Annotated in this window: 24 protein-coding genes and 1 pseudogene; 13 read left to right on the top strand and 12 right to left on the bottom strand. The window is 50.8% G+C overall.

The features are described from left to right. Nucleotides 1-4: 4 nt before the first annotated feature. Nucleotides 5-718, bottom strand: a complete 714-nt coding sequence (locus AC3Y5R_RS13615) for a purine nucleoside phosphorylase YfiH/LACC1 family protein (RefSeq protein ID WP_489921795.1) — start codon at nucleotides 716-718, stop codon at nucleotides 5-7. Between the two features lie 126 nt (nucleotides 719-844). Here AC3Y5R_RS13615 and AC3Y5R_RS13610 point away from each other — a divergent pair, with 126 nt between their 5' ends. Then, nucleotides 845-1,651, top strand: a complete 807-nt coding sequence (locus tag AC3Y5R_RS13610; protein ID WP_489921794.1) for a 5'-nucleotidase, lipoprotein e(P4) family — start codon at nucleotides 845-847, stop codon at nucleotides 1,649-1,651. 130 nt (nucleotides 1,652-1,781) lie between these two features. On the opposite strand, the gene AC3Y5R_RS13605 is transcribed toward AC3Y5R_RS13610, so the two are convergent. After that, nucleotides 1,782-3,791 carry a 2,4-dienoyl-CoA reductase FMN-binding domain-containing protein gene (locus tag AC3Y5R_RS13605; RefSeq protein WP_489921793.1) on the bottom strand — a complete coding sequence of 670 codons (2,010 nt, stop codon included), beginning with the start codon at nucleotides 3,789-3,791 and terminating at the stop codon, nucleotides 1,782-1,784. 176 nt (nucleotides 3,792-3,967) lie between these two features. Here AC3Y5R_RS13605 and AC3Y5R_RS13600 point away from each other — a divergent pair, with 176 nt between their 5' ends. Further along, complete coding sequence (locus AC3Y5R_RS13600; protein WP_489921792.1) at nucleotides 3,968-5,287, top strand: gluconate:H+ symporter; 1,320 nt, start codon at nucleotides 3,968-3,970, stop codon at nucleotides 5,285-5,287. Nucleotides 5,288-5,380: 93 nt separating this feature from the next. Beyond that, nucleotides 5,381-5,884 carry a DUF1543 domain-containing protein gene (locus AC3Y5R_RS13595; protein ID WP_489921791.1) on the top strand — a complete coding sequence of 168 codons (504 nt, stop codon included), beginning with the start codon at nucleotides 5,381-5,383 and terminating at the stop codon, nucleotides 5,882-5,884. Here AC3Y5R_RS13595 and AC3Y5R_RS13590 read toward each other — a convergent pair. Further along, nucleotides 5,881-6,783 carry a LysR family transcriptional regulator gene (locus AC3Y5R_RS13590; protein ID WP_489921790.1) on the bottom strand — a complete coding sequence of 301 codons (903 nt, stop codon included), beginning with the start codon at nucleotides 6,781-6,783 and terminating at the stop codon, nucleotides 5,881-5,883. The two genes, AC3Y5R_RS13595 and AC3Y5R_RS13590, sit on opposite strands and share 4 nt — an antisense overlap. Before the next feature lie 146 nt (nucleotides 6,784-6,929). On the opposite strand from AC3Y5R_RS13590, the gene hpxD reads away from it, so the two are divergent. From hpxD to AC3Y5R_RS13565, 5 genes are all read left to right on the top strand, one after another. Next, entirely contained in the window at nucleotides 6,930-7,961 is a 1,032-nt protein-coding gene (hpxD, locus tag AC3Y5R_RS13585; RefSeq protein WP_489921789.1) for a molybdenum cofactor-independent xanthine hydroxylase subunit HpxD, read from the top strand. A 10-nt stretch (nucleotides 7,962-7,971) separates the two neighbouring features. Beyond that, nucleotides 7,972-8,943 carry a PDR/VanB family oxidoreductase gene (locus AC3Y5R_RS13580; protein ID WP_489921788.1) on the top strand — a complete coding sequence of 324 codons (972 nt, stop codon included), beginning with the start codon at nucleotides 7,972-7,974 and terminating at the stop codon, nucleotides 8,941-8,943. A gap of 656 nt (nucleotides 8,944-9,599) precedes the next feature. After that, a complete protein-coding gene (locus AC3Y5R_RS13575) occupies nucleotides 9,600-10,226 on the top strand; it encodes a carbonic anhydrase (RefSeq protein ID WP_489921787.1) in 627 nt (208 codons plus the stop codon). Then, nucleotides 10,223-11,701 (top strand): SulP family inorganic anion transporter, encoded by a 1,479-nt coding sequence (locus AC3Y5R_RS13570; protein ID WP_489921786.1) that lies wholly within the window; start codon nucleotides 10,223-10,225, stop codon nucleotides 11,699-11,701. The genes AC3Y5R_RS13575 and AC3Y5R_RS13570 overlap by 4 nt, the downstream gene beginning before the upstream one ends. A gap of 88 nt (nucleotides 11,702-11,789) precedes the next feature. Then, a complete protein-coding gene (locus tag AC3Y5R_RS13565; protein WP_489921785.1) occupies nucleotides 11,790-12,908 on the top strand; it encodes an AI-2E family transporter in 1,119 nt (372 codons plus the stop codon). 41 nt (nucleotides 12,909-12,949) lie between these two features. On the opposite strand, the gene AC3Y5R_RS13560 is transcribed toward AC3Y5R_RS13565, so the two are convergent. The 4 genes from AC3Y5R_RS13560 to AC3Y5R_RS13545 all read right to left on the bottom strand — a co-directional run bounded on the left by AC3Y5R_RS13560 (nucleotide 12,950) and on the right by AC3Y5R_RS13545 (nucleotide 16,004). Then, nucleotides 12,950-13,186, bottom strand: coding sequence for a hypothetical protein (locus tag AC3Y5R_RS13560; protein WP_489921784.1), 237 nt, complete (start codon nucleotides 13,184-13,186; stop codon nucleotides 12,950-12,952). 3 nt (nucleotides 13,187-13,189) lie between these two features. Beyond that, a complete protein-coding gene (locus AC3Y5R_RS13555; protein ID WP_489921783.1) occupies nucleotides 13,190-13,558 on the bottom strand; it encodes a hypothetical protein in 369 nt (122 codons plus the stop codon). Between the two features lie 161 nt (nucleotides 13,559-13,719). After that, nucleotides 13,720-14,955, bottom strand: coding sequence for an FAD-dependent oxidoreductase (locus AC3Y5R_RS13550; RefSeq protein ID WP_489921782.1), 1,236 nt, complete (start codon nucleotides 14,953-14,955; stop codon nucleotides 13,720-13,722). Nucleotides 14,956-15,101: 146 nt separating this feature from the next. Next, the gene (locus AC3Y5R_RS13545; protein WP_489921781.1) at nucleotides 15,102-16,004 is read right to left on the bottom strand and encodes a hypothetical protein; all 903 of its coding nucleotides are present in this window, start codon (nucleotides 16,002-16,004) and stop codon (nucleotides 15,102-15,104) included. Nucleotides 16,005-16,311: 307 nt separating this feature from the next. On the opposite strand from AC3Y5R_RS13545, the gene mqo reads away from it, so the two are divergent. Continuing rightward, entirely contained in the window at nucleotides 16,312-17,964 is a 1,653-nt protein-coding gene (gene mqo / locus AC3Y5R_RS13540; protein ID WP_489921780.1) for a malate dehydrogenase (quinone), read from the top strand. 178 nt (nucleotides 17,965-18,142) lie between these two features. Here the strand turns inward: mqo and AC3Y5R_RS13535 are convergent, their stop codons facing one another. From AC3Y5R_RS13535 to AC3Y5R_RS13520, 4 genes and pseudogenes are all read right to left on the bottom strand, one after another. After that, a complete protein-coding gene (locus tag AC3Y5R_RS13535; RefSeq protein WP_158782762.1) occupies nucleotides 18,143-18,472 on the bottom strand; it encodes a hypothetical protein in 330 nt (109 codons plus the stop codon). 681 nt (nucleotides 18,473-19,153) lie between these two features. Then, nucleotides 19,154-19,582 (bottom strand): hypothetical protein, encoded by a 429-nt coding sequence (locus AC3Y5R_RS13530; RefSeq protein WP_489921779.1) that lies wholly within the window; start codon nucleotides 19,580-19,582, stop codon nucleotides 19,154-19,156. Then, nucleotides 19,579-20,279, bottom strand: a pseudogene (locus AC3Y5R_RS13525) (hypothetical protein). Before AC3Y5R_RS13525 ends, AC3Y5R_RS13530 begins: the two are co-directional and overlap by 4 nt. 977 nt (nucleotides 20,280-21,256) lie before the next feature. Further along, nucleotides 21,257-21,445, bottom strand: a complete 189-nt coding sequence (locus AC3Y5R_RS13520; protein ID WP_489921778.1) for a hypothetical protein — start codon at nucleotides 21,443-21,445, stop codon at nucleotides 21,257-21,259. Nucleotides 21,446-21,585: 140 nt separating this feature from the next. Between AC3Y5R_RS13520 and AC3Y5R_RS13515 the strand changes: the two genes are divergently transcribed. Further along, complete coding sequence (locus tag AC3Y5R_RS13515) at nucleotides 21,586-21,918, top strand: hypothetical protein (RefSeq protein ID WP_489921777.1); 333 nt, start codon at nucleotides 21,586-21,588, stop codon at nucleotides 21,916-21,918. A 31-nt stretch (nucleotides 21,919-21,949) separates the two neighbouring features. On the opposite strand, the gene AC3Y5R_RS13510 is transcribed toward AC3Y5R_RS13515, so the two are convergent. Beyond that, nucleotides 21,950-22,591 (bottom strand): hypothetical protein, encoded by a 642-nt coding sequence (locus AC3Y5R_RS13510; RefSeq protein WP_489921776.1) that lies wholly within the window; start codon nucleotides 22,589-22,591, stop codon nucleotides 21,950-21,952. 869 nt (nucleotides 22,592-23,460) lie between these two features. Here AC3Y5R_RS13510 and AC3Y5R_RS13505 point away from each other — a divergent pair. From AC3Y5R_RS13505 to AC3Y5R_RS13495, 3 genes are all read left to right on the top strand, one after another. Further along, complete coding sequence (locus tag AC3Y5R_RS13505; RefSeq protein WP_489921775.1) at nucleotides 23,461-24,885, top strand: tyrosine-type recombinase/integrase; 1,425 nt, start codon at nucleotides 23,461-23,463, stop codon at nucleotides 24,883-24,885. After that, nucleotides 24,882-25,520, top strand: coding sequence for a hypothetical protein (locus AC3Y5R_RS13500; RefSeq protein WP_489921774.1), 639 nt, complete (start codon nucleotides 24,882-24,884; stop codon nucleotides 25,518-25,520). The genes AC3Y5R_RS13505 and AC3Y5R_RS13500 overlap by 4 nt, the downstream gene beginning before the upstream one ends. 174 nt (nucleotides 25,521-25,694) lie before the next feature. After that, complete coding sequence (locus AC3Y5R_RS13495; RefSeq protein ID WP_489921773.1) at nucleotides 25,695-25,904, top strand: helix-turn-helix domain-containing protein; 210 nt, start codon at nucleotides 25,695-25,697, stop codon at nucleotides 25,902-25,904. Nucleotides 25,905-26,118: the final 214 nt, after the last annotated feature.

Genomic DNA, 26,118 nt, shown 5'->3' with positions numbered 1-26,118 from the left:
GCACTTATCGCCGCTTTATCCAGGAGAATCGCTGCTGATAGCCGTGGTTAAAATGGGTGTTGCGGCGATAGCTCGCCTGCTCTTCAGCCATGCAATAAGTACACACCTCACTCAGTTCTATTTGCGCTTCCGGCACGCCTTCCCTGATCGCCATTCGCTTGGCAAGCAGCGGTAAATCAAACCACACGCCCTGAGTGGTGCCTTTCGCCTGAGGGCGGATGGCCTTTGGGTTGCCGATCTGCTGTTTTGTATGGGCCACCAGCGGCACCAGGTTGTTGAGGTTTTCCTCTCTGATACTTGCCATCTTTTCCTCGCCCAGCTCATAACAGCAGGGGCCAATTGACGGGCCTATGGCAAGAGTCAGGCTGTCCGGCGTCGCGCCAAGTTCGCACAAGCGGCGGAGAGTGTTAATCAGCACGCCGCCGAGCGCGCCATTCAGCCCGGCATGCACGGCGGCGACCTGCTGCTGGCGACTGTCGGCAATCAGGATTGGCAGGCAGTCTGCGGTATAAATCGCAACCGGGCGCGTGCCGGTCCCTATCAGCCCGTCGGCCTGGCAGCTTTTGACCGGCAGCGCTTCGCTGTCCAGCACCACATCAGGTGTATGGCGCTGGTGGTTGTAGATGCTCTCTTCCGGCGGTCGCTCACCAGCGGCCAGGAAGGCATGGTCAAGCCAGTCGAATGAGGAGAGCAGGGTGGAGCGATAAGCGTTCAACATCACAATGTCCTGGTTTCGGCAATCTTTACTAACAATAGCTTCACATTATGCCTGAGATGCGACATTTTTAAGGCGTTAATTCGAAAGCGTTTCCGGTAAATGACAGAATGGAGCCCCACTTTGATAATGAAAAAAACATCGTTGTTAAGCACCAGCCTGCTGATGGCTCTGGCGCTGTCCGGCTGTGCCACGCAGAAACCCGATGCCGCTGACCAGCTCAATCAACAGTCGGTGATGGCGCTGAACTGGTTCCAGCAGTCTGGCGAGTATCAGGTGCTGGCGTATCAGGCCTTTAACTTCGCCACGCTGGCCTATGATAAAGCGCCGTCGCTGACCGGCAAACCGAAAGCGGTGATTGTCGATCTGGATGAAACGATGATCGACAACAGCGCCTACAGCGCGTGGCAGGTAAAGGCCGGTCAGCCGTATGCCGACCAGACCTGGTCCACCTGGACTCAGGCGCGTCAGGCAACTGCCGTGCCGGGTGCGGTGAATTTTGCTAATTATGTAAACAGTCACGGCGGCACGATGTTTTACGTCTCCAACCGTGACAGTAAGGATGCTGCGGCCACGGCGGATAACCTGAAGCGCCTGGGCTTTACCGGCGTGAACGAGAAAACGCTGCGCCTGAAAACCGACAGCTCCAACAAGCAGGCCCGTTTTGATGCCATCAGGGCGGAAGGGTACAACGTGGTGCTGTATATCGGCGATAACCTGAACGATTATGGTGCGGCCACTTACCATCAGGGCAACGCCCAGCGTCGGGCATTTGTGAACCAGAATAGCCGGCTGTTCGGCACCCAGTTTATTATTCTGCCTAACCCGCTTTACGGCGACTGGGAGAGCGGGCTTGGCGAGGGCTATAACAAGCTGACGCCAGAACAGAAGTTGCAGACCCGTGACGCCAACCTGAAGGCCTGGAGTGGGAAATAAGGGAAATCTGCGCGGGGGTGAATGAATCAGCCCCCTGCAGATGAGGTATGCACGAACGGGGCGAAATATATTCCGCCCCAACCAAAGATGTACCCGGCAGGTGATGGCGGAATTATTTCCGCCCGCTTTATCAGATCGTCAGCGCTAAACGAGTGCCCTGGGCTATCGCCCGGCGGGCATCCAGCTCCAGCGCCACATCGGCACCTCCGATGATATGCACGGTTTTTCCCAACTGATCTAAGGCAGCGGCCAGCCGCCGGTTTGGTTCCTGTCCTGCGCAAATCACCACGTTATCCACCTGCAGCACTTCCGGCCGGCCCTCGCGCAGGATATGCAGCCCCTCGTCATCAATCTTCTGATACTCCACGCTGCCCCACATAACGACGCGACGCATCTGCAGGCTGGCGCGGTGGATCCAGCCGGTGGTTTTGCCCAGAGCGGCTCCCGGTTTCCCCGGTTTGCGCTGCAGTAGCCAGATCTGCCTTTCAGGCTGCGGATAAACTGGTGCAGTCAGCCCGCCCGGCTGTTCCAGCGTCTGGTCGATGCCCCATTCAGCACAGAAGGTGGCAACATTCAGGCTGGTGGACTCACCGTGCTGGCTCAGATACTCGGCGGTATCAAACCCAATGCCACCTGCACCAATGATCGCCACGCGATTGCCGACCGGCTTTTTATCCCGCAGTACGTCAAGATAGCTCAGCACACTGGGGTGAGTAATGCCTGCAATCTCAGGCGTGCGGGGAGTAACGCCGGTCGCCAGTACCACTTCATCAAAGCCCGACAGGTCAGTGGCGGTCACCTGCTGGTTGAGGCGCAGCGTCACGCCATTGATTTCCAGCTGGCGGCGGAAGTAGCGCAGCGTCTCACTGAACTCCTCCTTGCCGGGGATCTGCCGCGCAATGTTGAACTGGCCGCCTATGTCCGTCGCCTGGTCAAACAGGGTGACCTGATGGCCGCGTCCGGCGGCATTCACCGCAAACGCCAGCCCGGCGGGGCCAGCGCCAACCACGGCCAGTTTTTTCGGCTGGTGGGCAACGGTCAGCAGCATCTCGGTTTCATGGCAGGCGCGTGGATTCACCAGGCAGGAGGTCAGCTTCCCGGCAAAAATCTGGTCGAGGCAGGCCTGATTGCAGCCGATACAGGTGTTAATCTCATCACTGCGACCAGCCTGTGCTTTCTGCACGAACTCTGCATCCGCGAGGAAGGGGCGCGCCATGGAAACCATATCGGCACAGCCTTCATCCAGCAGCGCCTGCGCCACATCCGGATGGTTGATGCGGTTAGTGGTGATGACCGGCACGCTCAGGTGCTGGCGCAGCTGCTTCGTCACCCAGCCAAACCCTCCGCGCGGCACCGAAGTGGCGATAGTGGGGATCCTCGCCTCGTGCCAGCCAATGCCGGTGTTAATCAGCGTGGCACCGGCATGTTCAATGGCTTTCGCCAGCCGCACCGTTTGCTGCAGCGTGTTGCCCTGTTCCACCAGATCGAGCATCGACAGGCGATAAATAATGATAAATTCCCGTCCGACCGCTTCCCGTAACGCACGGACAATCTCTACGGCAAATCGCATCCGGCGAGTCTCATCCCCGCCCCATTCGTCATCGCGCTGGTTGGTTCTGGCCGCCAGAAACTGGTTAATCAGGTAGCCTTCCGAGCCCATAATTTCGACACCGTCATAGCCTGCCTCTTTCGCCAGCGCAGCGCAGCGGGCAAAGTCACCGATCAGTGCCAGAATATCGTCGTTATTCAGCGCGTTGGGCTTAAATGGGTTGATCGGAGCCTGCAACGGGGAAGGGGCGACCAGTGAGGGCTGGTAGCTGTAACGGCCCGCATGCAGGATTTGCAGAGCAATTTTGCCTCCGGCCTGATGCACCGCTTCCGTCACTTCGCGATGATGAGCCAGCTGGCTGGGGTGATTCAGTACCGACGCGCCCGCCATGACCACGCCTTCCGGAGAAGGGGAAATCCCACCGGTAACAATCAAAGCCACGCCCGCAGCGGCTCGTTCAGCGTAAAACGCCGCCAGACGACGCGATCCGTCAGGATGTTCTTCCAGCCCGGTGTGCATCGAACCCATCAGCACGCGATTTTTCAGCCGGGTGAAGCCCAGATCCAGAGGAGAAAAAAGAGAAGCACTCATAGCAGCCTGCAGGTAAGTGGTCGGATGAGTTTACTGTAGCGGCGAAAATCGCTTTCGGAAAGTGACTTGCCTGGATGTGTGATGTGCGCCTGATTATTGGCTCACCCCGGCGGCATGGCAGGCAGGTTGCGGCTACAACTTAATCATCTCTGGCTGTTTTGATGCAAGGAACTACGATGCCCATAACCATAATTGCCGTTGGCGTGATCCTGCTGCTGGTACTGATGATCGTCTTTAAAGTGAACGGATTTATTGCGCTGGTCTTTATCTCTGCCGTGGTGGGGATGGCGGAGGGGATGACGCCGCTGGCGGTGGTGGCCTCGATCCAGAAAGGGATCGGCGGCACGCTCGGCAGCCTGGCGATGATCCTTGGCTTTGGGGCCATGCTAGGCAGGCTGGTTTCCGATACTGGTGCTGCGCAACGGGTGGCGACCACGCTGATTGCCGCCTTCGGGAAAAAACGCCTGCAGTGGGCGCTGGTGGTCACCGGGCTGATTGTCGGGCTGGCGATGTTCTATGAGGTGGGCTTTGTGCTGTTGCTGCCGCTGGTTTTCACTATCGTGGCGGCGGCAAACCTTCCCCTGCTGTATGTTGGCGTGCCGATGGTGGCCGCGCTGTCGGTGACGCACTGCTTCCTGCCGCCGCATCCCGGTCCAACGGCCATTGCCACCATTTTTGGGGCGAACATCGGCACCACGCTGCTTTACGGGCTGATTATTACCCTGCCGACGGTAATTATTGCCGGGCCGGTCTTCTCCCGCTTCCTGAAAAGCTTTGAAAGAAAGCCGCCGGAAGGGCTGTTTAACCCGAAAATCTTTGAAGAGCACGAGATGCCAGGCTTCTGGATCAGCATCTTTGCGGCGGTCATCCCGGTGATCCTGATGGCAATTGCCGCCGTCTGCGAGCTGACCATGCCGAAAGAGAACGCAATCAGGCAGTTTTTTGAATTTATCGGCAACCCCGCTGTGGCGCTGTTTATTGCCGTGGTGGTGGCGGTGCTGACGCTGGGGCTGCGCAACGGCCGTAAGATGAACGAGGTGATGGATATCTGTGGCAGTTCAATTGCGGCTATCGCCATGATTGTGTTCATTATTGCCGGTGGCGGTGCGTTTAAACAGGTGCTGGTGGACAGCGGGGTGGGCAACTACATTGCCGGGCTGATGAAAGGATCGTCTCTGTCGCCGCTGCTGATGTGCTGGACGGTGGCAGCCATGCTGCGCGTGGCGTTGGGATCGGCAACCGTCGCGGCGATCACGACTGCGGGGATCGTCACGCCGATTATCGCCATTACCCACACCGATCCGGCGCTGATGGTGCTGGCGGTTGGATCCGGCAGCGTGATCGCCTCGCACGTTAACGATCCGGGCTTCTGGTTGTTCAAAGGCTATTTCAATCTGACCGTGGTGGAAACGCTGAAAACCTGGACGGTGATGGAAACGCTGATCTCGTTCCTCGGTCTGGCAGGTGTGCTGATGATTAACGCGGTGATCCACTGAACGGACCCCCTTCAGCCCTGTCTGGCTCCTGATCTTCTTCGTTAAATGAAATCGTATATAGCGTTCCGCGGCTCATATGCAAAGGAGAAAAGGATGCATCTGTTTATGTTTTATGTTGGTGGCAATGCGGGCAAGTCAAATATTGAAGTGCATGATATTCAGTTTGTGGCTGCCGACACTCCGGAAGCCGCGTGGCCGGCTCTGCGTGAAGCCTGGTTCGGTGACGCGGATAAAATCCATATTGATGGTTATGCGCGCATTACCTGGGCGGACGGCTACAAAGTCAGTCTCAGCACCACGCCGGCCAGCAGCGATAAAAAGCTGTTCTTTGCGAATGCAGGTGGCTATACCCCTGAGACGCTGGCCGAGCTACATGCTTTCGACCTCTTTGTTGCCAGCAACGTGAAAGAGGCAAAGAAAAAAGGGCTTGACGTGCTGCTCCGCGGTGCCGATCAGCAGCATAAAGATAATCTCAAGGATGTTGACGATTGTCTGCTGCTGGAGAAGATTGACGACTACTATATCCAGCTGGAACCGGATGAGGCAGGCTCGCCGTTTAAGCCGGAATGGCAGGGATATCAGCCTATCGGGGTTTAACCCAGTTCCTCCACTGCCTGGATAATGTGCTGAATAACCCGCTGCGCCGCCCGTGAAAGCTGGCGGGACGGTGCGGTACAGAGTGCCAGCGTCAGTGGCCGCACCGGCATCCCCTTCAGCGGAATAAAGCATAACATTCCCTCCCTGACCTCATCCAGCACGTCCAGCTGGCTCAGAATACTCAGCCCGCTTCCTCCTTTGATCAGCGACTTGATTAAGCGGATATCGTTGCAGACGATAATGTTCTCCGGCGAAAAGTTGTGACGCCGGTAGAGCATCTCCACGCGGTCGTGCACGATCAACGGCGCGCCAGGCAGAATATGCCGCTCATTACTCAACTGACCCGGCGACAAGGTTTCCTGCTCACTTAGCGGGTGATCGGCCTGTAAAACCACGCCCAGCGGCAGCTCGGCAAAGGCAATAACTTCCAGTCCCGCCTGCCCTTCAGGATCGAGGATCAGCCCGAAATCAAGCTCCGCGTCGCGGATCCGCTGGCTGATGGTCTGGCTGTCGGCCACGCTGAGATCGAGGCGCAGCCACGGATGTTCAGCTGCCACAGAGGAGAAGATCCTTGCCATCTTCCCTTCGTTCATCGCCTGGATTAACCCGACGCTGACGTTCCCGCGTTTCAACCCCTGGATCTCATCAAACCGCTCAAGCGTCCGCTGGAATTCCCGCTGCCAGCGGCGAATGTCGGTATAAAGAAGCTCCCCCGCCGTGGTCAGCCGCATCCCGTCCGGCAGACGTTCGAACAGGCGGGTGTTGAGCTCTTCTTCCGCCTGCAGGATCTGACGATTAATGGCTGAAGCAGAAACGTGTAGTTTTTCAGCGGCTTTACGCAGGCTACCGCTGCGGGCCACCTCGGCGAAATAGTGGGAAAAACGCGAAAATGGGATCATGGCGTTGCCTGTATCGTTTTTTGCAACAGGTAAGTGAGAAAACAGTTATGGATCGCAACAGCCTCTCCTGTCAAAAATAATCTCAACATAACAATGCGGACCGGCAATGACCGGCCCAGTGTGAGCAAACCGACAGGTAGATAACCATGAACAAGCCAACCCCACCCGCACACTGCACTTTTGAACCCGACGACTGGCTGCGACTGGCCCGCTGCTGGCATCCGGTGGCCCGCTCCTGTGAGATCGCTGGTGCGCCCGCTAAAGCGGTCTTGCTGGACGAGCAACTGGTGATTTACCGCATTGACGGCAAGGTTGTGGTGGCGAAAGACGTCTGTCCGCACCGTGGCGTACCGCTGACGCTGGGATTCCACGATGAGCATGGCATTGTATGCCCTTATCATGGCCTGCGCTTTGGTGAGGATGGGCACTGCAACCGCATCCCTTCCAGTCCGCAGCAGGCGATCCCGGCCAAGCTGAACCTGCTGACTTTTGCGGTGGAAGAGCGCTTCGGGCTGATCTGGGTCTGCATGGCACCGGAAGAGGGCAAGCTGCCTGACCTGCCGAAGATGCCGCACTGGGAAGATCACGGCTTCCAGCAGATCGTTTGTCCGCACTTTGACGTGGCTGGTTTTGCCGGTCGCCAGGTGGAAGGCTTCCTCGATGTGGCGCACTTCGCCTGGATCCACACCGAGACGTTTGCCGATCCGGAAAATCAGGAAGTGCCGCCTTATAACGCGGTTGAAACGGATTACGGTTTCAGCGTGGACTACTGGAGTTCGGTCGCCAACTATCCGGCAGGTTCCGATCTGCATGCGCCGGAAGGTTTCCAGTGGCTGCGTCATTTTGAGATGTACCTTCCGTTCACCGCGACGCTGACCATTCACTTCCCGGGCGAAGCACGACTGGCGATTATGAACGCCGCTTCGCCGGTATCGGCGCGGAAAACGCGGATGTTTGCGCCAATTGCACGTAATTTTGATCTGCACGTACCGGTTGAGGATGTACATTCTTTCAACCATCGCATCTTCGAAGAAGATCGGCTGATGGTGGAAACCCAGCGCCCGGAACGCCTGCCGCTGGATCTGACTCTGGAGGCGCACATTCCGGCCGACCGCAGCTCGATTGCCTACCGTCGCGGCCTGAAACGTCAGGGCTTCGGCGAGTTCTTCCTGGTGTAGTGAGGGGGCAATGATGAACACCTTAAAAGTTGTTGTGGACGCGATGTCCCGCCAGGGGAAAGGCAACGTGGCGCTGCGACTGGTTGCGGAAAACGGGCAGCCTCTGCCGGAGTGGGAGGCGGGGGCGCACATCGATCTGCATCTGGGTAACGGAATGATCCGCCAGTATTCGCTGACCGGTTCGCCTTCCCGGCACGATCGTTATCTGATCTGTGTCCGGCTGGAATCGCTGTCCCGTGGCGGCTCGCGTTATATCCATGACACGCTGCGGCTGGGGCAGACGCTGACCATCTCCGCGCCACGGAACGTCTTCAGCCTGATGCCCGCCAGCAAAGTGGTGCTGATGGCGGCTGGGATCGGTATCACGCCGTTGCTGGCGATGATTGAAAAACTTGAGGAGAGCGGCACGGCGTTTGCGCTGCATTACTATCTGAAAGACAGAGAGAGCACCGCTTTTTTGCGTGACTTATCACGTCGCTATCAGCACGGGAATTGCACCATCTGGTACAGCAGCGAAGGCAACAGCCCTCGCCAGCATCTTCCAGCCGATTTGCTGGAACCCGCGCCGGGTACGCGGCTGTATATGTGCGGGCCGGATGGGTTTATGTCACACGTTCGTCGCCAGGCGCTGGCGCAGGGCTGGCCGGAGGAGGCGCTGCATGCCGAAGCCTTTATGGCCGCGCCGCTGGCTGCAGTAAACGGCGAGGGGGATGATGTGTTCACCATCACTCTGGCTTCCTCGGGGGCCAGTTGGCCGGTTCCGGCAGATAAAACCATTGCGCAGGTGTTGCAGGACAATGGCGTGAATGTGCCGCTGTCCTGTGAGATAGGCATTTGCGGGGCCTGCCTGACTCCGGTGGTGGAAGGGACTGCCGATCACCGCGATACCGTGCAGTCAGAATCTGAGAAATGTGCTCCACAGCAGCAGGTCGCGCTGTGCTGCTCACGCAGCCATAGCAAAAACCTGGTTATTGATTTGTGATTACCCTCTGCAGTAGCTGTAGCAAAAACCTGGGTTATTGATATGTGTTAGCACTCTGCAGTTGCCGTATCAACATGGTCATCAGATACCGGGCTTGTGGCTTGCAGGTAAAATATTAATGTAAAGATGTTTAAATATTTCAGGTTGTTTCTGACAGTAATTGATAAATGAAGTTATTACTACCTGACTTATTTGTCCATAATGAAATTTAACGGAGTTGTGGAGTTAACTTAATAACAAGCAAGGATTTTAAAGTTGTAATTTTAGAATGCAGAAAGGTTGAAGCAGGTTCTGATCTTTAAAATAACCCTGATAAGCTATAGGTTTTTCTTATATATAGATATATTGAAGTTGATATATGATTTTTTATGTATCTGATTTTAATGGTTTAAGTTAAAGTAACCCCCTTTGGGATTGCCATCTTAAAAATGCCTGCCAAAAAAATAATCTGTAAGAAAGTAAATTTAATAAAAATTACATTCGTGATTATTTCTTTCTACCAGGAATAATCTTAATAAGTGTTAATAAACTAAAATGTCAGAACTTATTACAGCACTTATGTACATACTTACTGTGGAACTTATATTTCCGCTTACCCTTATTTTTTGAACTGGCGCCCAGGTTTATTCCTGTCGTCCTGAAAGAGAGACTGTATTTTGACGACACTCAAACCCCTTTTAGCGAAAAACCGCAGTTGGGCCTTACAGCGCCGCCAACGCAATCCTCACTACTTCCGGCAGAACGTGCATTCGCAACAGCCGCATTCGTTGTGGATCGGTTGCTCTGATAGTCGCGTTCCGGCGGAGGTCCTGACTGGCGCCCATCCTGGCGAACTGTTTGTGCACCGTAATATCGCCAATATGGTGGTCAGCGGCGATGATAACTTTATGAGCGTGCTGCAGTACGCGCTGGAATATCTGAAAGTCTCAAGCATTGTACTTTGTGGGCACTATGGCTGCGGCGGAGTGCAGGCAGCAGTGGCTTTGCCAGATATCCCGCTGTCTGATGAGAATTCCCCGCTCGCACGGCGCATCACCCAACTGCGTGAGGCACTGGCTCCGGGGCTGGCAGAAGCCGGTAATATTGAAGATGAAACTGAGCGCCTGAACCAACTGGTGGAGGCTAACGTGCTGGCACAGTTTGCCCACCTTATCGGCACTGAACCGGTCAGGAATGCTTGGCGGGATGGCGTGGCGCTGGATGTTTTCGGCTGCGTCTATGACCTGCAAACCGGCCATCTGAAAGAGTTGATTCAGCAACATGCACAGGAGCCTTCGTCATGAATTTATCAACGCTTCGCCAGGATATTCCCGCCGGTCTGGTGGTCTTTCTGGTTGCCTTGCCGCTCTGTCTGGGTATCGCTCAGGCCAGCGGGTTGCCGCCCTTTGTCGGACTGTTGACCGGCGTCATTGGTGGGCTGGTCGTTACCACGTTTAGTCCGTCGAAATTTGCCGTCAGCGGCCCGGCTGCCGGACTGGTGACGATTGTAACCGGGGCCATTGAGACGCTGGGATCGTTTTCTGCGCTGCTCCTGGCGCTGATTATTGCTGGCGTGCTGCAATTTCTACTGGGCGTGGCGCGCGCAGGGCGATTTATCACTCTCGTGCCTGGAACCGTGATCAAAGGGATGCTGGCGGCTATCGGTATTTTACTGATTATCCAGCAGATCCCGGTAGCGCTGGGCGCTTCAGGTGAGAACGAACTCAGCGCAATGGTGACCGGCGGAGCTTTCACGGTTTCGGTTTCTGCCATTGTGGTGTCAATGACCGGGCTGTTTATTCTGTGGTTCTGGTCCACGCCGACAGTGAAGCGGATTAAGGTGCTGAGCTGGATCCCCGGCCCGCTGGTCGCGGTGCTGTTCGGCTGTCTGGTGACGGTGGTGGGGGGCAGAATGTTCCCTGAGCTGATCGCCAGTCTGCCGCGTATTTCCCTGCCTTCGTTTGACAGCCTGCAGACGCTGACCGGTGAACTGGAGCGACCGGACTGGACGGCATGGCAGAATCCGGCGGTCTATATGATTGCCGCAACGCTGGCAATTGTGGCCAGCCTGGAAACCCTGCTGAGTCAGGAAGCGTTGAAAAAGCTGCGTCCGCAAAATCCGGCTCCTTCACCGGATAAAGAGATGCGTGCGCAGGGGATCGGTAACCTGATTAGCGGCTTCCTTGGTGGCCTGCCGATCACGGCGGTAATCGTGCGCAGTTCGGTGAATGTCAGCGTGGGCGCGCAAAGTAAAATTTCCATCCTTGTGCACGGCGTGTTGCTGCTGGTCTGCGGCCTGTATTTCAGCGAGATGCTGAATGCGATCCCGTTAGCCAGCCTGGCTGCGGTGCTGTTGCATACCGGCTATAAACTGGCGACGCCAGGGCTGTTTGTCGAACATATCCGGAAGGGAGCCCAGCAGTACGTGCCTTTTCTGGCGACAATAGGCGGCATTCTGGTATTCGGGATGCTGGCGGGGATTGGCATCGGCCTGGCAACGCAAATTTTGTTCAGCATCTACAAGAGCCACCGCAATGCGCTGCTGCTGACCCGCTACGACGATCATTATGTCCTGCGTTTTCAGCAGAACCTGACGTTTATGCATAACCCGCGCCTCAAAGTTCTGCTGGCAGAGATCCCTGAGAACAGCGTGGTGATCGTCGAACATGACAATGCTGAATATATCGATCCGGATGTGAAAGCGGTATTGCAGGATTTCGGTGAGGGTGCCGTTAAACGAGGTATTGTGCTGAATCAGTGGCCGGTACAACTGGCTTAACGGAAGGGCTTCCCCGTGAAACCGCATTGCAATTACGGCGATGCATTCTATGCTACGGTAGCCAAATGTTGGTTTCCGGGGAATAAAAATGAGATTTAACGGCCTGAGCAAAGGATTTTTCATCCTGATCCTTTTCATTGTTACCGTGGCTTTTTTAGATATTTTAGGGCCGTACTATTCATCTGTGTTGTGGGCCACCATTCTGGCCGTCATTTTCCATCCCATGAAGACAAAGCTGAAGCAGCTGATGAAGGACAGGAACGGCCTGGCGTCATTTCTGACCATCCTGGTGATCTGCCTGATCGTCATCACGCCACTGCTGATCGTCGCTTCTTCAATGGCGATGGAGTTCAACGCTGTTTATGACCGCTTGCAGAACAATAACACCCAGTTGCCGACGATACTGGCTCAGGTTATGCAGCATCTTCCGCAATGGGCTCAGCACTCGCTGGCGGAACACCAGCTGGATACTGCGGCTCGTATTCAGCAAAAACTATCCCAGGTGGCCTTACAGGGCGGACAGTATCTTGCAGGAAGCGTTTTCCTGATTGGCAAGAGCAGTTTCAGTTTTGCGGTGGGCTTCGGCATCATGCTTTATCTGCTGTTCTTCCTGCTGAAAGACGGGGCTTATCTGGTTAACCTGATCATGAAGTCATTGCCGCTCACGGAGTATGTAAAACATCACCTGCTGGTTAAGTTTGCTGCGGTTTCCCGTGCAACCGTAAAGGGTACAGTGGTGGTGGCTATCGTGCAGGGGGTACTGGGTGGTGGGGCATTCTGGTTTACCGGAATACAGGGCAGCCTGCTGTGGGGGGCGCTGATCGCCTTCCTTTCCCTGATCCCGGCTGTGGGATCTGCCATTGTCTGGGTTCCTGCCGCGGCTTACTTCTTCTTCTCAGGCATGATTTGGCAGGGCATCTTCCTGGTGGCGTTCTTTGTGGTGGTGATCGGGCTGGTTGATAACATTCTCCGTCCGCTGCTGGTGGGGAAGGACACCAAAATGCCGGATTATCTGATCCTGATTTCAACACTTGGCGGTATGGAGATCTATGGCATCAACGGCTTTGTTATCGGCCCGCTGATCGCCGCGCTGTTTATTGCCTGCTGGAACCTGCTTTCGGGCCGGGATAACGAAGATAACGTTGAAGAAATCGATGAGGAATTCATCGAAGAGGGGAAGACGCATCCTGATGCCGACCCCTCGTAACGTTCTTTGCGTTTGATCAGTATGCGGCACCATTGTGCCGCTTACTGCCCATCCTGATTCCAGCTCTGAACGATAAAGCGCAGCTGACCGCTGATCCCCGGGCTGGTAAGCTGAGATTTCCCTTTATCGTCTATAGTGCTTCTCTCCACGTTCCCCTTAATCTCTACCGCTTTTCCGGCAATGTCATTTGCTGTTAACACCGTGTCAGCAGGGGCAAAGCCCGAATCCTGCCATGAATATTTTGCCTGCCAGGCACCGCCATCGCCTTTTGGTGGCACCAGTTACAGAATCAATGAGTTACGAAAAAGATGGCCACCCTCGAAATGGCCCTTCAGCCAGAGTCTTCGTTCGATTTCATAGTCCGGGATACGCACGCCCAGAGTCAGGCTGTAAGCCAGCGAGGGTCCTCTGGGGTTCACTTTAGCCTTGTTTGCAAGGAACACGGTGGAAAGAAATTGTGAGCGGCTGGTCTGCCATTCCCCCTCCGCGAGGCAGGCAACGGAATCTTTTTCTGCGTTCCTGCGGCTGAGATACCAGAGCTTGCCGCGAGGAGCGGCCTGTATTTCAATTTGATAAAGTGCCTTGATTTTGGACCTGTCGTTTCCTGCCTCTTTCAGCACGGCTGGAGGCTGGCGGAAGGCGGATATCATCAATATCCAGCCAGATATCCACGCGGACATCACCAAACAGAAAGCGACTCAGATTCTGATAGCCTTCTTCGCTGTTTACGATACCGAAAAAGCCGGAGTGTGAACGGTAAGTAAAGGCTTTTGCGCAGGGAAAACCAGTGAGTTTCATCGATATCTGAAAGTTACTGGTGCTTTTTACTCGAAGCCATCAGGCGATCGTCAGGTAATTCACGGTAAAAGCCGATGCCGATCAGCCTGCCAAACAGGAAGGGAAGACATTTTCGCTGACGCAGCCACAGCTCCATTCTGCCTGGTGGCTTGCGGCGTTTCTTCTGCGCGGCTTTGCCGATCATAATCTGCAGCGACTGGGTTGCCCAGGTTGGAAATGTACGGCGACGTTGTACTTTCTGCAGATCTTTCAGTGCCAGAGTCCCTTTTTTCAATGGTATGGAGAGCAGGTTGGCCGCTGCCACGGCATCCTGGATGGCCAGATTGACGCCAACGCCGCCAATCGGTGACATGGCATGAGCGGCATCGCCAATGCACAGCAGCCCGGGCTTAGCCCAGCGTTCCAGGCGATCGATACGAATTTTCAACAGTTTAATCTGTTCCCAGTCGGCAATGTCCTGCTGCAGACGGTTCAGTTCAAAAGGGGACGCCTCCGCTACCTGATGCAGAAAAGCAGGCAGGCCAGCCTGTTGCAGCGCTTCCATGCTGTCTTTAGTAATCGAGTAGCCGCACTGCCAGTAGTCGCCACGATCGATCATGATAAAGTTCTTTTTAGGCCCACGATGGCCCATGGCCCATTCAGGATCGTCAGGAAGTTTAGCGACTTTCAGCCACAGCACGTCACGCGGGGCACCAAAGCGGCGTATCTTCAGACCAGCCGCTTCACGTACGAGTGAGTTGCGACCGTCACAGCCAATGACTAAGTCACTGCGGATTTCCTGTTCCTCGCGCCCGATGATGGCCCGCACGCCTCTGACCTTACCCTGTTCCTCAATCAATCCACTTACCGCTGCATGCTGCAGCAACGTGAAGCCGGGTAGCTGTGATCCTTTACGGCTGAGCAGGTTGAGGAAATCCCACTGCGGCATAAAAGCGATGTATTTACAGCGGGTTGGCAGGCGGCTGAAATCCGCCAGCGTGGCTTCCTGGCCGTTAATTTCGCCAAATAATTTTTCTGCCTTCTGGTGGGGGATCGCCAGCAGTTCATCGAGAAACCCCAGTTGCCAGACGATCTCCAGCGTGGAGGGATGGATGGTATCGCCGCGGAAGTCCCGCAGGAAATCACTGTGTTTTTCCAGCACCGTCACCGGGATGCCATTGCGCGCCAGCAGGTAGCCGAGCATCAATCCGGCCGGGCCTCCGCCGACAATACAGCAGGATGCAGGAGAGGTGGGGGTGTTGTCATTCATTCAGTATCGCCAGGCAAGAAAGCTTAATTGATAACAATTATCATTTGCCGGGTGAGAGGTCAATCTTTAGGTTATATTAAAGACGTTAATTGTAAGAACATAATTGAGTCGATCCATATCATCTTAAAAAACTGGCAAACAGGTATTTAACTGGTGGGAAATCTTCTCCGGGAAATTCCGTTATGGATTTCGACCACAGTATCACATTTCTTCCTTTCTGCTAAATTATCTGGTTGTAAAAAATCAGCATTTTTTAATAATTCATGCTTATTTTTTTCCACAATCCAGCCTCTGGCTCTATGTAAGGTTAATGTATTAAAATGATTGGCTTTATTGAGTGGTAATGGGTCCCTGGATAGAATGAATTTATTATTTGAATGAGGTGGTATTGATACTTCACCTAAAGTTATTTTGCTTTTGTTATTTATCTTTTGTCTGAATGATGGTTGACCAGTCACAACGGCATGTGGTCCCAATGGCATAAAACAAAAACTCATATTTTCATCAGTAGTGTCCATTCTCCAACGAAAATCAAAAAGGGGAGAGTCACAGATCAACAAAGGTGTTTCTGTCTCCTGATAAAAGGTGAAGTCCCAATTCATATAACTTTTAAAGGTTGATTCAAAGCTCTTAATTAAATATTCAATTCTAGATTTTTCATCAAAATGAAGAAATTTTGCTATCCCTTCCAGTCCCCATTTACTACGAATGGAACACGCTGTAATTGCTGGTAAAGCTGATGGGGCGTATTTCGATACCAATTTCTTGGTACCCTCTTTTTTCCACAGTTCATTGGCTAGAGTGACTAGTCGTTGTTCATGTTTCGCTATGCCATCTTCAAATGTTAAGTCTACAGGTGAATTATTATCATTCCCAACGTAAAGATAATTATGTCCGGCGAATTTTGCCCTCTTACCTTCCTCAAAGCTAACCTCAGTGGCGTTGGAAGTAAGATCCCAATAATAAAGGCCTTCTTTTTTATCAGGACCATTTTTATTAATCCAGCCTCTTAGTAAACCTGCTGTAACCTCATGGTTGATCATTTTCATCTGTTTTACACCTACAAACGAGTCCCTTCAAATCAGAATATAATATTTGTTACCATATCTTAAGCGCAATGTCCACAGAATAGGATGCCTGTATTCCCTTACAGAAAATTATATTATTTCTAACGACTCGTTAATAGGGTAATGGCTAATCACGTATATTTATTAAGGATATTGTGACTCAGTATACTCACACTGTCTGTTGTTCGTTGAGGGGAGTTTTGTAACTTTAGTAAGTTGGAAATACCCTGAAATGCTTGTTAAAGTATTTCTTCAATTTTTAAAAAACTGTTGAAACCTGTAATTCAAAATGGCTAATTTAAGTAAAGTTTTCCCCGCTCTTTCTCTCTCAGCGCTGCTGGTTTGTTCCTCTGTTTGGGCTGAAGACACCACGGAAAAGACCGATGTCCTGCTGATTGGCGGCGGCATCATGAGCGCTTCTCTCGGCACCTGGCTGCATGAGCTGCAACCGGGCTGGAAACAGCTGATGGTCGAGAAGCTGGACGGCGTGGCGCTGGAATCTTCTAATGGCTGGAACAACGCCGGTACCGGCCACTCCGCCAACATGGAGCTGAACTACACGCCGGAGCGTGCAGACGGCTCGATTGATGTCAGTAAAGCGCTGGAAATCAATGAATCCTTTATGATTTCCCGTCAGTTCTGGACAGCACAGGTTAAGCGCGGCGTGCTGCAGGATCCTCATTCATTCATTAACTCCACGCCACACATGAGCTTTGTCTGGGGCGACAAGAATGTCGACTACCTGGGCAAACGCTACAAGGCGCTGCAGCAGACCACGCTGTTCCAGGGCATGCAGTTCTCTACCGATCATAACCAGATTGCCCAGTGGGCGCCGCTGATCATGCAGGGCCGCGATCCGCAGCAGAAAGTGGCGGCGACCTGGACCCCGGTTGGCACGGACGTTAACTATGGTGAAATCACCCGCCAGTTGATCGGCAGCCTGAAGAAGAACGACAACTTTACGCTGGAAACTTCTGCGGAAGTCACCGACTTTAAACGTAATCCTGACAACTCCTGGCACGTGACCGTTACCGACGTGAAAGACGGCAAGCAACATGCTGTGGATGCGAAATACGTATTTATCGGCGCGGGCGGTGGTGCCCTTAAACTGCTGCAGAAAACCGGTATTCCGGAAGCGGATAACTATGCTGGTTTCCCGGTTGGTGGGTCGTTCCTGGTGACTGAGAATCCGGAAATCACTAAACAGCATATGGAGAAAGTGTACGGTCAGGCTTCGGTGGGTGCACCGCCAATGTCCGTGCCGCATCTGGATGCCCGCTTCCTCGACGGTAGGCGTGTGGTGCTGTTTGGGCCGTTCGCGACCTTCTCAACCAAATTCCTGAAAAACGGGTCATTTATGGACCTGTTGAAAACCACCACCACCAGCAACTTCATGCCGATGACTCACGTAGGCCTGGATAACTTTGATCTGGTCAAGTACCTGATTGGACAGGTGATGCTGAATGATGATGACCGCTTTGCGGCCCTGAAAGAATACTATCCGGCCGCCCGCAAGGAAGACTGGAAACTGATCCAGGCGGGTCAGCGTGTGCAGATCATCAAGAAGGACGCGGAGAAGGGGGGTGTGCTCAAACTGGGTACCGAAGTTGTTACCGATCGGCAGAAAACCGTGGCGGCATTGCTGGGAGCTTCACCGGGTGCTTCTACCGCTGCACCGATCACCCTGAACGTCATCAAAAAGCTGTTCCCGGAGCAGTTCAACTCTCCTGAATGGCAAAGCAAGATCAAGGGGATCATCCCAAGCTTTGGTCAGCAACTGAACGGCAACACGGCGCTGACCCAGCAGGTATGGGATACCACCGCAGAGACGCTGAATCTGACCAAACCGCCGGTTATTCAGATGAACAGCACTGCGCAGGCGAACGCTGAAGCGCAGCAGCAGAAAACCACGGCAAGTGCTCAGCACGATATGGCTCTGTAAGCCTCATTGAAGCCAGCTCTGTAGCGTTCATCCTGTAACTGCCGGTGAATGCAGAAGAGGCTTAGCAGCAATCATCCTGTAAGTACCAAGCAGAAGGGGCTTACAGGGATTGTCGGGCTGCAGCCAAAGAAAAAGGCCGGGTTATCCGGCCTTGTTTCTGTAAAAAACTGCTGAACTGTTAGTCAGTCGCTTTGTTCTTGAGGCTTTCTGCACCCTGTTTGGTTTTATCCCAGGTCTTCTCAGTGCCTTCTTTGGTTTTGTGCCAGGCTTTCTGAGTGCCTTCTGAGACTTTGCTGCCTGTAGAATCACTCTTGCCTTCCGCAGCATGCTTAGCTTTCAGCTTCATTTCAGAACCCTGATCTTCGGTCTGATGAAGCTTTTCCTTTGCGGTATCTGCGCCTTTATGCGCCTTCAGAACCGTGGCGTCAGTCGCCTGGCTGGCGGTGTCTGCCGCGAAGACCGGAGAAGCCAGTAAAAGTGCCGACAGGGCGATAATTGCGTTTTTCATAAATCCCTCATTTATTAGACATATCCACTTTAAGTATAGGCCAGGTCACGCCGATTTGCCTGGCACCGCACTTTTTGCTGTCGGTTGGGTGATTTTTAACCATTATCGCAAGCAGTCTCCGAAGTCCCTGCATAATTGCTTTCAGAAGGAATAATGTAGCTTTTAATGATTTTCTCAGTAAATACGGTGTGATTATCGGGGATGTCTTTATTGATAAATGACATTGCTCCTATCGTTACATTATTTCCTATCGAAATATTATCCGAAATGATGCAGGAATTTGCACCCACGCAAACATTATCGTCAATAATAATCCTGGGTTTCTTATTTCCTGAATTAACAGGGCTTCCGGCGATGCCAATGGTAACATTCCTTCCCGCTATTCCAAGCGTGCAGAATAGCAAAACGAAAATACCAGCAGCACCTTTCTACATGCAGGGTTCGCAAAGGAAAGTGCACGTTCAGACATGGTTTAAGGTAAGGGATTGTCATTATTGCAGGTGGTAATAGTTGGGGAAGTAAGACTCATTTTATACGGAGAAATGCTTCCCCGTATTGGTAAATTGTCCGTACTGACTTTCAATCTTCAACGTTCGCCCGGTGGCAAGCCGCTAACCTGTTCTTATAACTATCACACCGCTTTTAGATGTTTTTTACATTATAAAACATGAGGTTGAATGTTTATAGCTGTGGTGAGTTATCAAGCTGCACCATCACCACATTAATTTTAGGCACCGCGCTTACGGTTACAGTTTCAGCAGGATCGTTGCCTTTCCAACAGTCCCCTTCTACCGAACAGGTCACTTGTTTAGTGTAGCCCTGGGAGGTGAGATAAGCGCTAATCTTATCGATATCATTTGTATTGTGAAAAGTAACTGAATATACAAGTGATCCCGGGCCTGCTACGTTAAAAAAATCAAACTCATACCTATCAGATATTCTCGGGATTTTTTTCAGAATATCCGGGGTGTAGAACTCATATTCTCGATTATCCTGCTCAGTATAGTGGGCGCTGCCAGCTAACTCCATTCTTATCGTCGGCCACAAATAAACAAACACTCCCGCTATAAAGATAATTACAGTCAGTGTAATTTTAAGTGGCTTTCTCATACAATAAGATCCTTTCTCTTACCGTCTTGTATGAAAGAACCGTCCATACTTGCTATAGCAACGTTTCCAGATTTCCAATCTTTATAGGGTTGAATGGTCTGCATGAACTGAGGCAATTGGCCTAAGCGGGGTCTGGCGTTAGGAAATCGCTCCGGATCCGGGAATAACAATGGTCGGAAAGTTTCATTTTTCCAAGAGCCAATTTTCCCGTAATAATCCCATCTTTTCAATGCATCAGCTTTACTGACAGGGCGCAGCATTTCAAAGGGATTTTGAATGGAGACAACACGATAAAAGCCCAGCAAATCTGACACAAGATCTTCACCGCTGAATCCGCTGTCTGTTATCAGATTATTAGGAATGCCCCCTGAAATGCCTCAAATCTCCGCGCCATCGTCATCATCATAGCGAGAGCGATGCTTTTACGTTCATGATATGAACGCCCCTTTCGTATACGCCATCTGATAAATTTTCCTACCCGGATGATCTGAAGCGGAGAAACCATAGACTGAGCATAAGTTACTTCGTAGCGATCTCCATTCATTGCTTCACCAGCGTCGATTTTTTGCATCAGTATCCTGATGCCATCTCCCCTCGCATGGCCAAGATCAATCCACCCCAAGACTTCCGTGTAGACCAGACCACCTCTTGCACTTGCTGCCTGTGAGCCATCAATTATTTCATTACGTTTACTCATCCCTGATTTCCTTCCTGTTTAAAATTGCATCCTGTGGTGATTCACAGTGAATAATACGCCATTAGCGTTTAAGAGCAATCGCAGGGTTTACTGATTTGTCGGCTGTTTAACAATTCTACTTTTTGGTAGTGATAGTTGGGCTGGCCCCCGGCCATAAAACGGGGTTAAGCACCCACGAGCGTCCTCTGAAGGATTGAGCTTAATGTTTTTCCCAGTGGCCGCCTGCCATGGGCCTGAAGGTTTTCCGGGTATCACACGCGCGCGTGAATCGCAGCAGGACCGGGAGGTTAGAGTGAGTTTTACCCGTATCGCTACGTGAACGCAAAAATATGGAGCTTGCTGAAAGCGCCGAAGACTGGCTACCGGCTCTGGCAAGGTTACCGAATTGCGGGAGTCATCAACCCCACTCCCTTGCAAAAGTTTTGAGAGGTATGTGTTCACCAACTGTTCACTTTTTTTGAGAACGATTCTCATAATAGTGAACACTTAAGAATAGCGGTGAACAGTAGTGTTCATACTCAGAAGCCAGATTTGGCACGGATTTAGGCGAAAGTGAACACTGCGAACAGTTTCAGCCTTTAACACTTTTTACAGGAGGTGGCAGTAAATAAATTTTGAAAATCTGAGAGGTTTTTTATTAACAAACACCAGAGTAAAAACCGGACTAACCGCCGACGCTGGCTGGAGCGCCTTACGGAAATGTGGCCGCAGGCGTATGGCCTAAAAATCCTCGACCTCTGGCCGTGGGGATCACTGACGTCATCACGGCGGAATTTACGAAAATCTGCGCGGGTGGTCGTGGGCCTGTGCGGTATGCCATACGCAGCTACACCATTAATATTATCCGCTATATTCGGGCGCTGGCCGCTTATGGGGCGCGTTACAACATCGTGGTGAGACTGGGGGCGAAGTAACGGCTGAGCAGTGCGAGAGAGCCGCACTGGACTTTAAAGTGATGAAGATAAATAAGACCATGTTTATTGACGAGTTATCAGCATGGTTGCACAAATAAGAAAAGCGGCAGATGCAACGCAGCGGGCAATGGGAATTGCCCTGCCATCGTCTTCGGTGTACAGCAGCGTGTTGCCGCACTCGGCGATAGTCTGTGACTTCCTCAGGGAAAGGTGCGCGTCACAGACGTCCAGCGCCTGAAGTTTTTCAAGCACCAGTCTGATTTCGGGCCGGATAAAACTTTTTCACTCTCTTGTGTAGTGCCTGGTTTATTGTTTATTATCACGGTGTAGCCGCCCTGCTACAAAAATGCGCGAGTCCCCTCTGAAAAGGCGCAGGCTCGCCGGAAAGGGCCATGAACTTCCGTGATCAAACATCTGTTCATGCCATGCCATGCCCTTGCGGGCATCAAAAAAGATATTTAAACAAGCAGGAAAATGATGTATATATTAAATACATTCAGAAAAAGGATTTTTTAATGAAAGTAACCCTCTTCATAGTCTTTATAATAGCGTTAATATCTTTCCTTTATTCAATAGTGCCAAATATAGAACTAGTCTTGTATGTGATATCTAATTATGGTCTAAATAAAAATGAAATAGGTTACGTTATTGGGAGGCTTTCATTTTCAATCATAATGCTGATTGTATGTGTGATCTCATATAAAGAGTATAAAAAAAATAAATGACCTGTAGCGGACATTGCGTCCGCTATTGAGATTAAAGTCCTGAAAAAAAGTATTCACATACTTTATTAAACTCATTTTTATTTTTTGATTTTAGGTTGCAGGCGTCGACAAACGCAGACATTTTATCTTCAACCAGAAAATACGCCAGATCTAAGTTTCCAGCTTTTCTTAGAAGGTAATATAAATAATGATTATTCTGCTCAAGTCTTCTGGATGTGTAGATAGCTCTTGATGATTCAGCGCCAATAGAAAGACCCAGACCTATAACTGAACCTGCTACAATACCCTTAACAAGACCAGAAGTTACAGCTTTGCTTAGACTAATTCCTGTTAACTCTGAAACGGCAATTTTTTCAAGGAAACCCCCAGATAATTTCATCGCTTCATTTTTTAGTTTATCCTCGTCAACTTCAGACATGAATTTTTTGATAATAATAAAAATAATCCTGCTTGTTAAAGTCTTTTGAGCAATACCGTCCTTGATCAACTCAGCAATTCTGTGGTGATAATTTGCATTGCTATATCTGTTTTCAGTATCAAAATACTCATAACCTAAGTATGCCAAGTTAGTAGGCAATGTTAATGCCCCTGTTAAAACAGACTTAAAAAAACCATCATTATTTATATCTAAGGACCGTAGCATCCTTCTCGCCAAACCTTCCGCATTATCCATGATGCCACCTTATAATTAACCCATAAATTGGTAATGGTATTAATTATTTTTACCATGCAAAAACCAAAAATCCAAAGAAAATCCGCTTCTGTGAGCAGTTATTTTTCCCGTAGCGCGCCTCTCGCAGAACCCACCATTTTAACACATAGTAGATAACGAACGGACAGGAAATGTTCTGTGACCATCGCCACCCGGCAGCGATGCACAAAACGCAGGTCAGTTAACGTAGTTCATCAGTCCGGGCACCCACCTGTTGAGATACATGGCAATGGCCCGTAACGGGTAGGAATGATTAAGAGCAATCGCAGGATTAACTGATTTGTCGCAGATGTAACAATTCTTATATTTAGTGCTGATTAGAGAACGACCCCAGCCATAAAGCGAAGTTTCACTGGCCGGTGATTTGCCTGTGTATGGGTGCTGAAGATTTTCCAGGCATCACTACGCGCACGATTCATGGCTTCCGCTGAAGCCCGATCTCATTTACGGCAAGGGGATTGCAGCTCCGGGCAGGCACTTACAGTACCTGTGATAGCCGCTCAAAGAGCCGCCATAATGCACCATGCATACCGTTTGAAAATATCCCCGGCATATCCCCGAAAAAACAAAAGGGCCAGCGTTTTCACGCAAGCCCTTGATTTTTTTGGTGGCCCCTACTGGACTTGAACCAGTGACCAAGCGATTATGAGTTAAAGACCAAGCGATTAATTTAATATACTTTATTATACTTTTCATGCAGATACAGCAAGTTATGTCACTGTATAAATAACCAGAAATACTTCATTTTACTCCCCTGTGGTATCCTATAGGTATCCTGGAGCGTTCAAGCGATTCTCAGGATACCTTAATCGTATGGTAACGGGGAAAGTGTGGAAACGTTCAAATTTACGAAGACTAAACTGGAAAGTCTGCCTGCTGCTGAACGTGGGCAGGTTGAGTATGGAGATTCTATTGTTAATGGGCTGCGGCTTCGGATCGGCGTTTCGGGAGTCAAAAGTTTCTGCATTTCCCGCAAGCGAAACGGTAAATTTATTCGGGCAACGCTGGGCCGGTTTCCTGACCTGTCTGTTGAGAATGCGCGCGCCAAAGCACTTGAGCTACTGGGTGAGGTTGCTACTTCTGGCCTTAACCCCAATATTCAGAAGCGGAATGACAGCAAAGCCACGATTACCCTGGCTGAAGCGCTCGATACCTATATTGCCAATCGTGAACACCGGATCAAAGCCAGCACGGTTTCTCAATATAGAGCGACACTTGAGAATTTTTCCGGTGACTGGCTTAAACAACCGCTTGCCTCTGCAAGCCGTGAGCGCGTTGAGGCACGGCATAAAGCAATAACTGATGGCACAGTTTGGTTTGGCGAGGACAAGACAACATTAAGGGCCGGAGTCGGTTCTGGAAGCAAAGCCCAGGCTGACCTTTGGGCCAGAGTTCTCCGGGCTGTTTGTCGTTTCGCATATGATCACTATCGTGATGAGAGCGGGAAAACACTTCTGCCAGACCCACCAACTACGGTTTTAAGTACGAAACGCAAATGGCATGGAACCACCCGAAAAATTGAGCGTATCCGTACCCATGATTTCCCCCGCTGGTTTGCTGCGATCAGTGCCGTTCGCCAGACTGCCGAAGATGGGCGTGATGATTTTGCGTCGGCGGTTTGTGATGCTGTAGAAATGGTGATCTTTACCGGACTGAGGAAAGAGGAAATTTTGGGGCTGGAGTGGGACCGTGTGAACATGGGGGGCCGCTATTTCTGGATAGATACCACCAAGAATGGTGATCCTCTGGAACTGCCTATGACAGAAAGCCTTCTTAAAATATTCCGACGTCGATTGAAGTTTCAAGCTGGTGATGGGCGTTTTGTTTTTCCGGGAACGAAAAGCACTATCAAAGAAACCCGCCATATTATTGATCGCATTTCTGCTGCAACTGTTCCCGATCCCAATCCGGATGGACTTCAACCAATACCGTTTAAATGGCATGACGGGCGGCGAACCTTTGGAACGGTTGCGGAGCTGGTCAACGTTGGTAACTATATTCTCAAACGGCTGCTGAATCATCGCACTATGCGAAGCGCGGATGTCACCCAGGGTTATTTATACTTCAGTGCTGATGAGCTTCAGGAGCCAGCGGGCAGGATTGAGTATAAAATACTTGAATACGCCGGGTTAGTTGAAAGTAAAAAAGCTATCGATTCAAGGTTGCTTTCTGCGCTCGAAAATTTAAGTGATGAAGAAAAAAGAAAATTAATTTTCCAGCTTTCAGAATCTGAAAATAAAAGAGGTGAATTATGAAATCAAAAACCATTAAAGAATTAAAAAACAAGTTGGAAATTTATGAAGCAATTTATGATATAAATTTTTATAATGAGAGTGTTGAAGATTTTAGTATTGCCTTTCTTTCCCGTAAATTGAGACATGATATACCCTATGAAGAAATTCAGAAGATACCTTTAGCCGAAAGATATGCTATGGCTTTAGAATGGATTAAAAATAATGATGATTTTTATCCGCCGAATTTTCATGACCAAGATGGCGATAAAGCGATGAGGGTTCTGTATCTTTTAGGGTTCAAGGATTTATCATCTGCCGTTAACAGAATGGGCCTCAGAAATGCACTTGCAGATGATTCTCAGGGGAAAATAGAAAGTTTGAAACACCAAATTAAGCAGAAAGAAATTAACAGCAAAGGTGGAAAGGCCCGCACCAGTCGCCACAAACAAACAGCGTTAAAAATTGCTGCTGATACCTGGAATTACACTCCTGGGGCAAGTATGGAAAGTCTTTCAAGAAAAATACATGAGTATTTGAATAAAAAACACACAGACATTCCTGAGCCTGCTACAGTAAAAAATTGGCTAAAAAATTCAGGCCTTAATCCAAATTATTCACCAAAAACAAGGAGTTATGATTTGGTGATTAAACCGTGAAAACAGGTTGTTAAGTACTTTACGCCTCAGTGAAAGTACTTAACTATCACCCGTAGTACTATTCTGGTTACCAAACTACCAATCCGTTACGTTAAGTAATTTGCACACCTTTCTGAATATAAACATCAAACATAAAGTATCACCAACTTTAATCCTCTATACATGGTGATAATTATGAGAATCCATCCTTCGGCAACAATTCTTGAAAAATTTACACGCGCAGAAGCAGCTGAATATCTTGGTGTAAACTCTCAAACGCTGGCTAATTGGGCGCATACCGGAAAAGTGAAAATTCCACATCATAAAATTGGTCGGAAGGTCATTTATTTCAGAAATGATCTTGATACCTATCTTGAATCGGTTCGCCGTGTTCAGACGGCATGAGGTGGGATATGCCAGATAAAACAAAGGCGGCCTTGCAGGGCCGCCAGTGTCGCAGAACAGAATTAACTCAGGGCCAGGATAGCACACTGATCTGCCTGGTCAATCCTGCCAGGGTTATCTGTTTGTGTGAATCTCAAACGCCAGAAACGGCGTTAGCCAGCGGTAAGGGATGCTCAGATATGAGCAACGGTCAACCCTTTGGTTCGATGCCTCG

The organism is Erwinia sp. 009765445 (genome assembly GCF_058137865.1).
The sequence above is the reverse complement of the archived record's forward strand: the minus strand, read 5'-3'. Positions and strand labels throughout refer to the sequence as shown.

Excerpts from the sequence above, each read along its gene's own strand:
- mqo (WP_489921780.1), top strand. The coding sequence starts at position 16,312 with ATGGCTAATTTAAGTAAAGTTTTCCCCGCTCTTTCTCTCTCAGCGCTG.
- AC3Y5R_RS13530 (WP_489921779.1), bottom strand. The coding sequence starts at position 19,582 with ATGAGAAAGCCACTTAAAATTACACTGACTGTAATTATCTTTATAGCG.
- AC3Y5R_RS13510 (WP_489921776.1), bottom strand. The coding sequence starts at position 22,591 with ATGGATAATGCGGAAGGTTTGGCGAGAAGGATGCTACGGTCCTTAGAT.
- AC3Y5R_RS13515 (WP_489921777.1), top strand. The coding sequence starts at position 21,586 with ATGAACTTCCGTGATCAAACATCTGTTCATGCCATGCCATGCCCTTGC.
- AC3Y5R_RS13495 (WP_489921773.1), top strand. The coding sequence starts at position 25,695 with ATGAGAATCCATCCTTCGGCAACAATTCTTGAAAAATTTACACGCGCA.
- AC3Y5R_RS13595 (WP_489921791.1), top strand. The coding sequence starts at position 5,381 with ATGCATCTGTTTATGTTTTATGTTGGTGGCAATGCGGGCAAGTCAAAT.
- AC3Y5R_RS13570 (WP_489921786.1), top strand. The coding sequence starts at position 10,223 with ATGAATTTATCAACGCTTCGCCAGGATATTCCCGCCGGTCTGGTGGTC.
- AC3Y5R_RS13500 (WP_489921774.1), top strand. The coding sequence starts at position 24,882 with ATGAAATCAAAAACCATTAAAGAATTAAAAAACAAGTTGGAAATTTAT.
- AC3Y5R_RS13590 (WP_489921790.1), bottom strand. The coding sequence starts at position 6,783 with ATGATCCCATTTTCGCGTTTTTCCCACTATTTCGCCGAGGTGGCCCGC.
- AC3Y5R_RS13610 (WP_489921794.1), top strand. The coding sequence starts at position 845 with ATGAAAAAAACATCGTTGTTAAGCACCAGCCTGCTGATGGCTCTGGCG.
- AC3Y5R_RS13535 (WP_158782762.1), bottom strand. The coding sequence starts at position 18,472 with ATGAAAAACGCAATTATCGCCCTGTCGGCACTTTTACTGGCTTCTCCG.
- hpxD (WP_489921789.1), top strand. The coding sequence starts at position 6,930 with ATGAACAAGCCAACCCCACCCGCACACTGCACTTTTGAACCCGACGAC.
- AC3Y5R_RS13550 (WP_489921782.1), bottom strand. The coding sequence starts at position 14,955 with ATGAATGACAACACCCCCACCTCTCCTGCATCCTGCTGTATTGTCGGC.
- AC3Y5R_RS13600 (WP_489921792.1), top strand. The coding sequence starts at position 3,968 with ATGCCCATAACCATAATTGCCGTTGGCGTGATCCTGCTGCTGGTACTG.
- AC3Y5R_RS13615 (WP_489921795.1), bottom strand. The coding sequence starts at position 718 with ATGTTGAACGCTTATCGCTCCACCCTGCTCTCCTCATTCGACTGGCTT.
- AC3Y5R_RS13605 (WP_489921793.1), bottom strand. The coding sequence starts at position 3,791 with ATGAGTGCTTCTCTTTTTTCTCCTCTGGATCTGGGCTTCACCCGGCTG.
- AC3Y5R_RS13555 (WP_489921783.1), bottom strand. The coding sequence starts at position 13,558 with ATGATATCCGCCTTCCGCCAGCCTCCAGCCGTGCTGAAAGAGGCAGGA.
- AC3Y5R_RS13545 (WP_489921781.1), bottom strand. The coding sequence starts at position 16,004 with ATGAAAATGATCAACCATGAGGTTACAGCAGGTTTACTAAGAGGCTGG.
- AC3Y5R_RS13565 (WP_489921785.1), top strand. The coding sequence starts at position 11,790 with ATGAGATTTAACGGCCTGAGCAAAGGATTTTTCATCCTGATCCTTTTC.
- AC3Y5R_RS13580 (WP_489921788.1), top strand. The coding sequence starts at position 7,972 with ATGATGAACACCTTAAAAGTTGTTGTGGACGCGATGTCCCGCCAGGGG.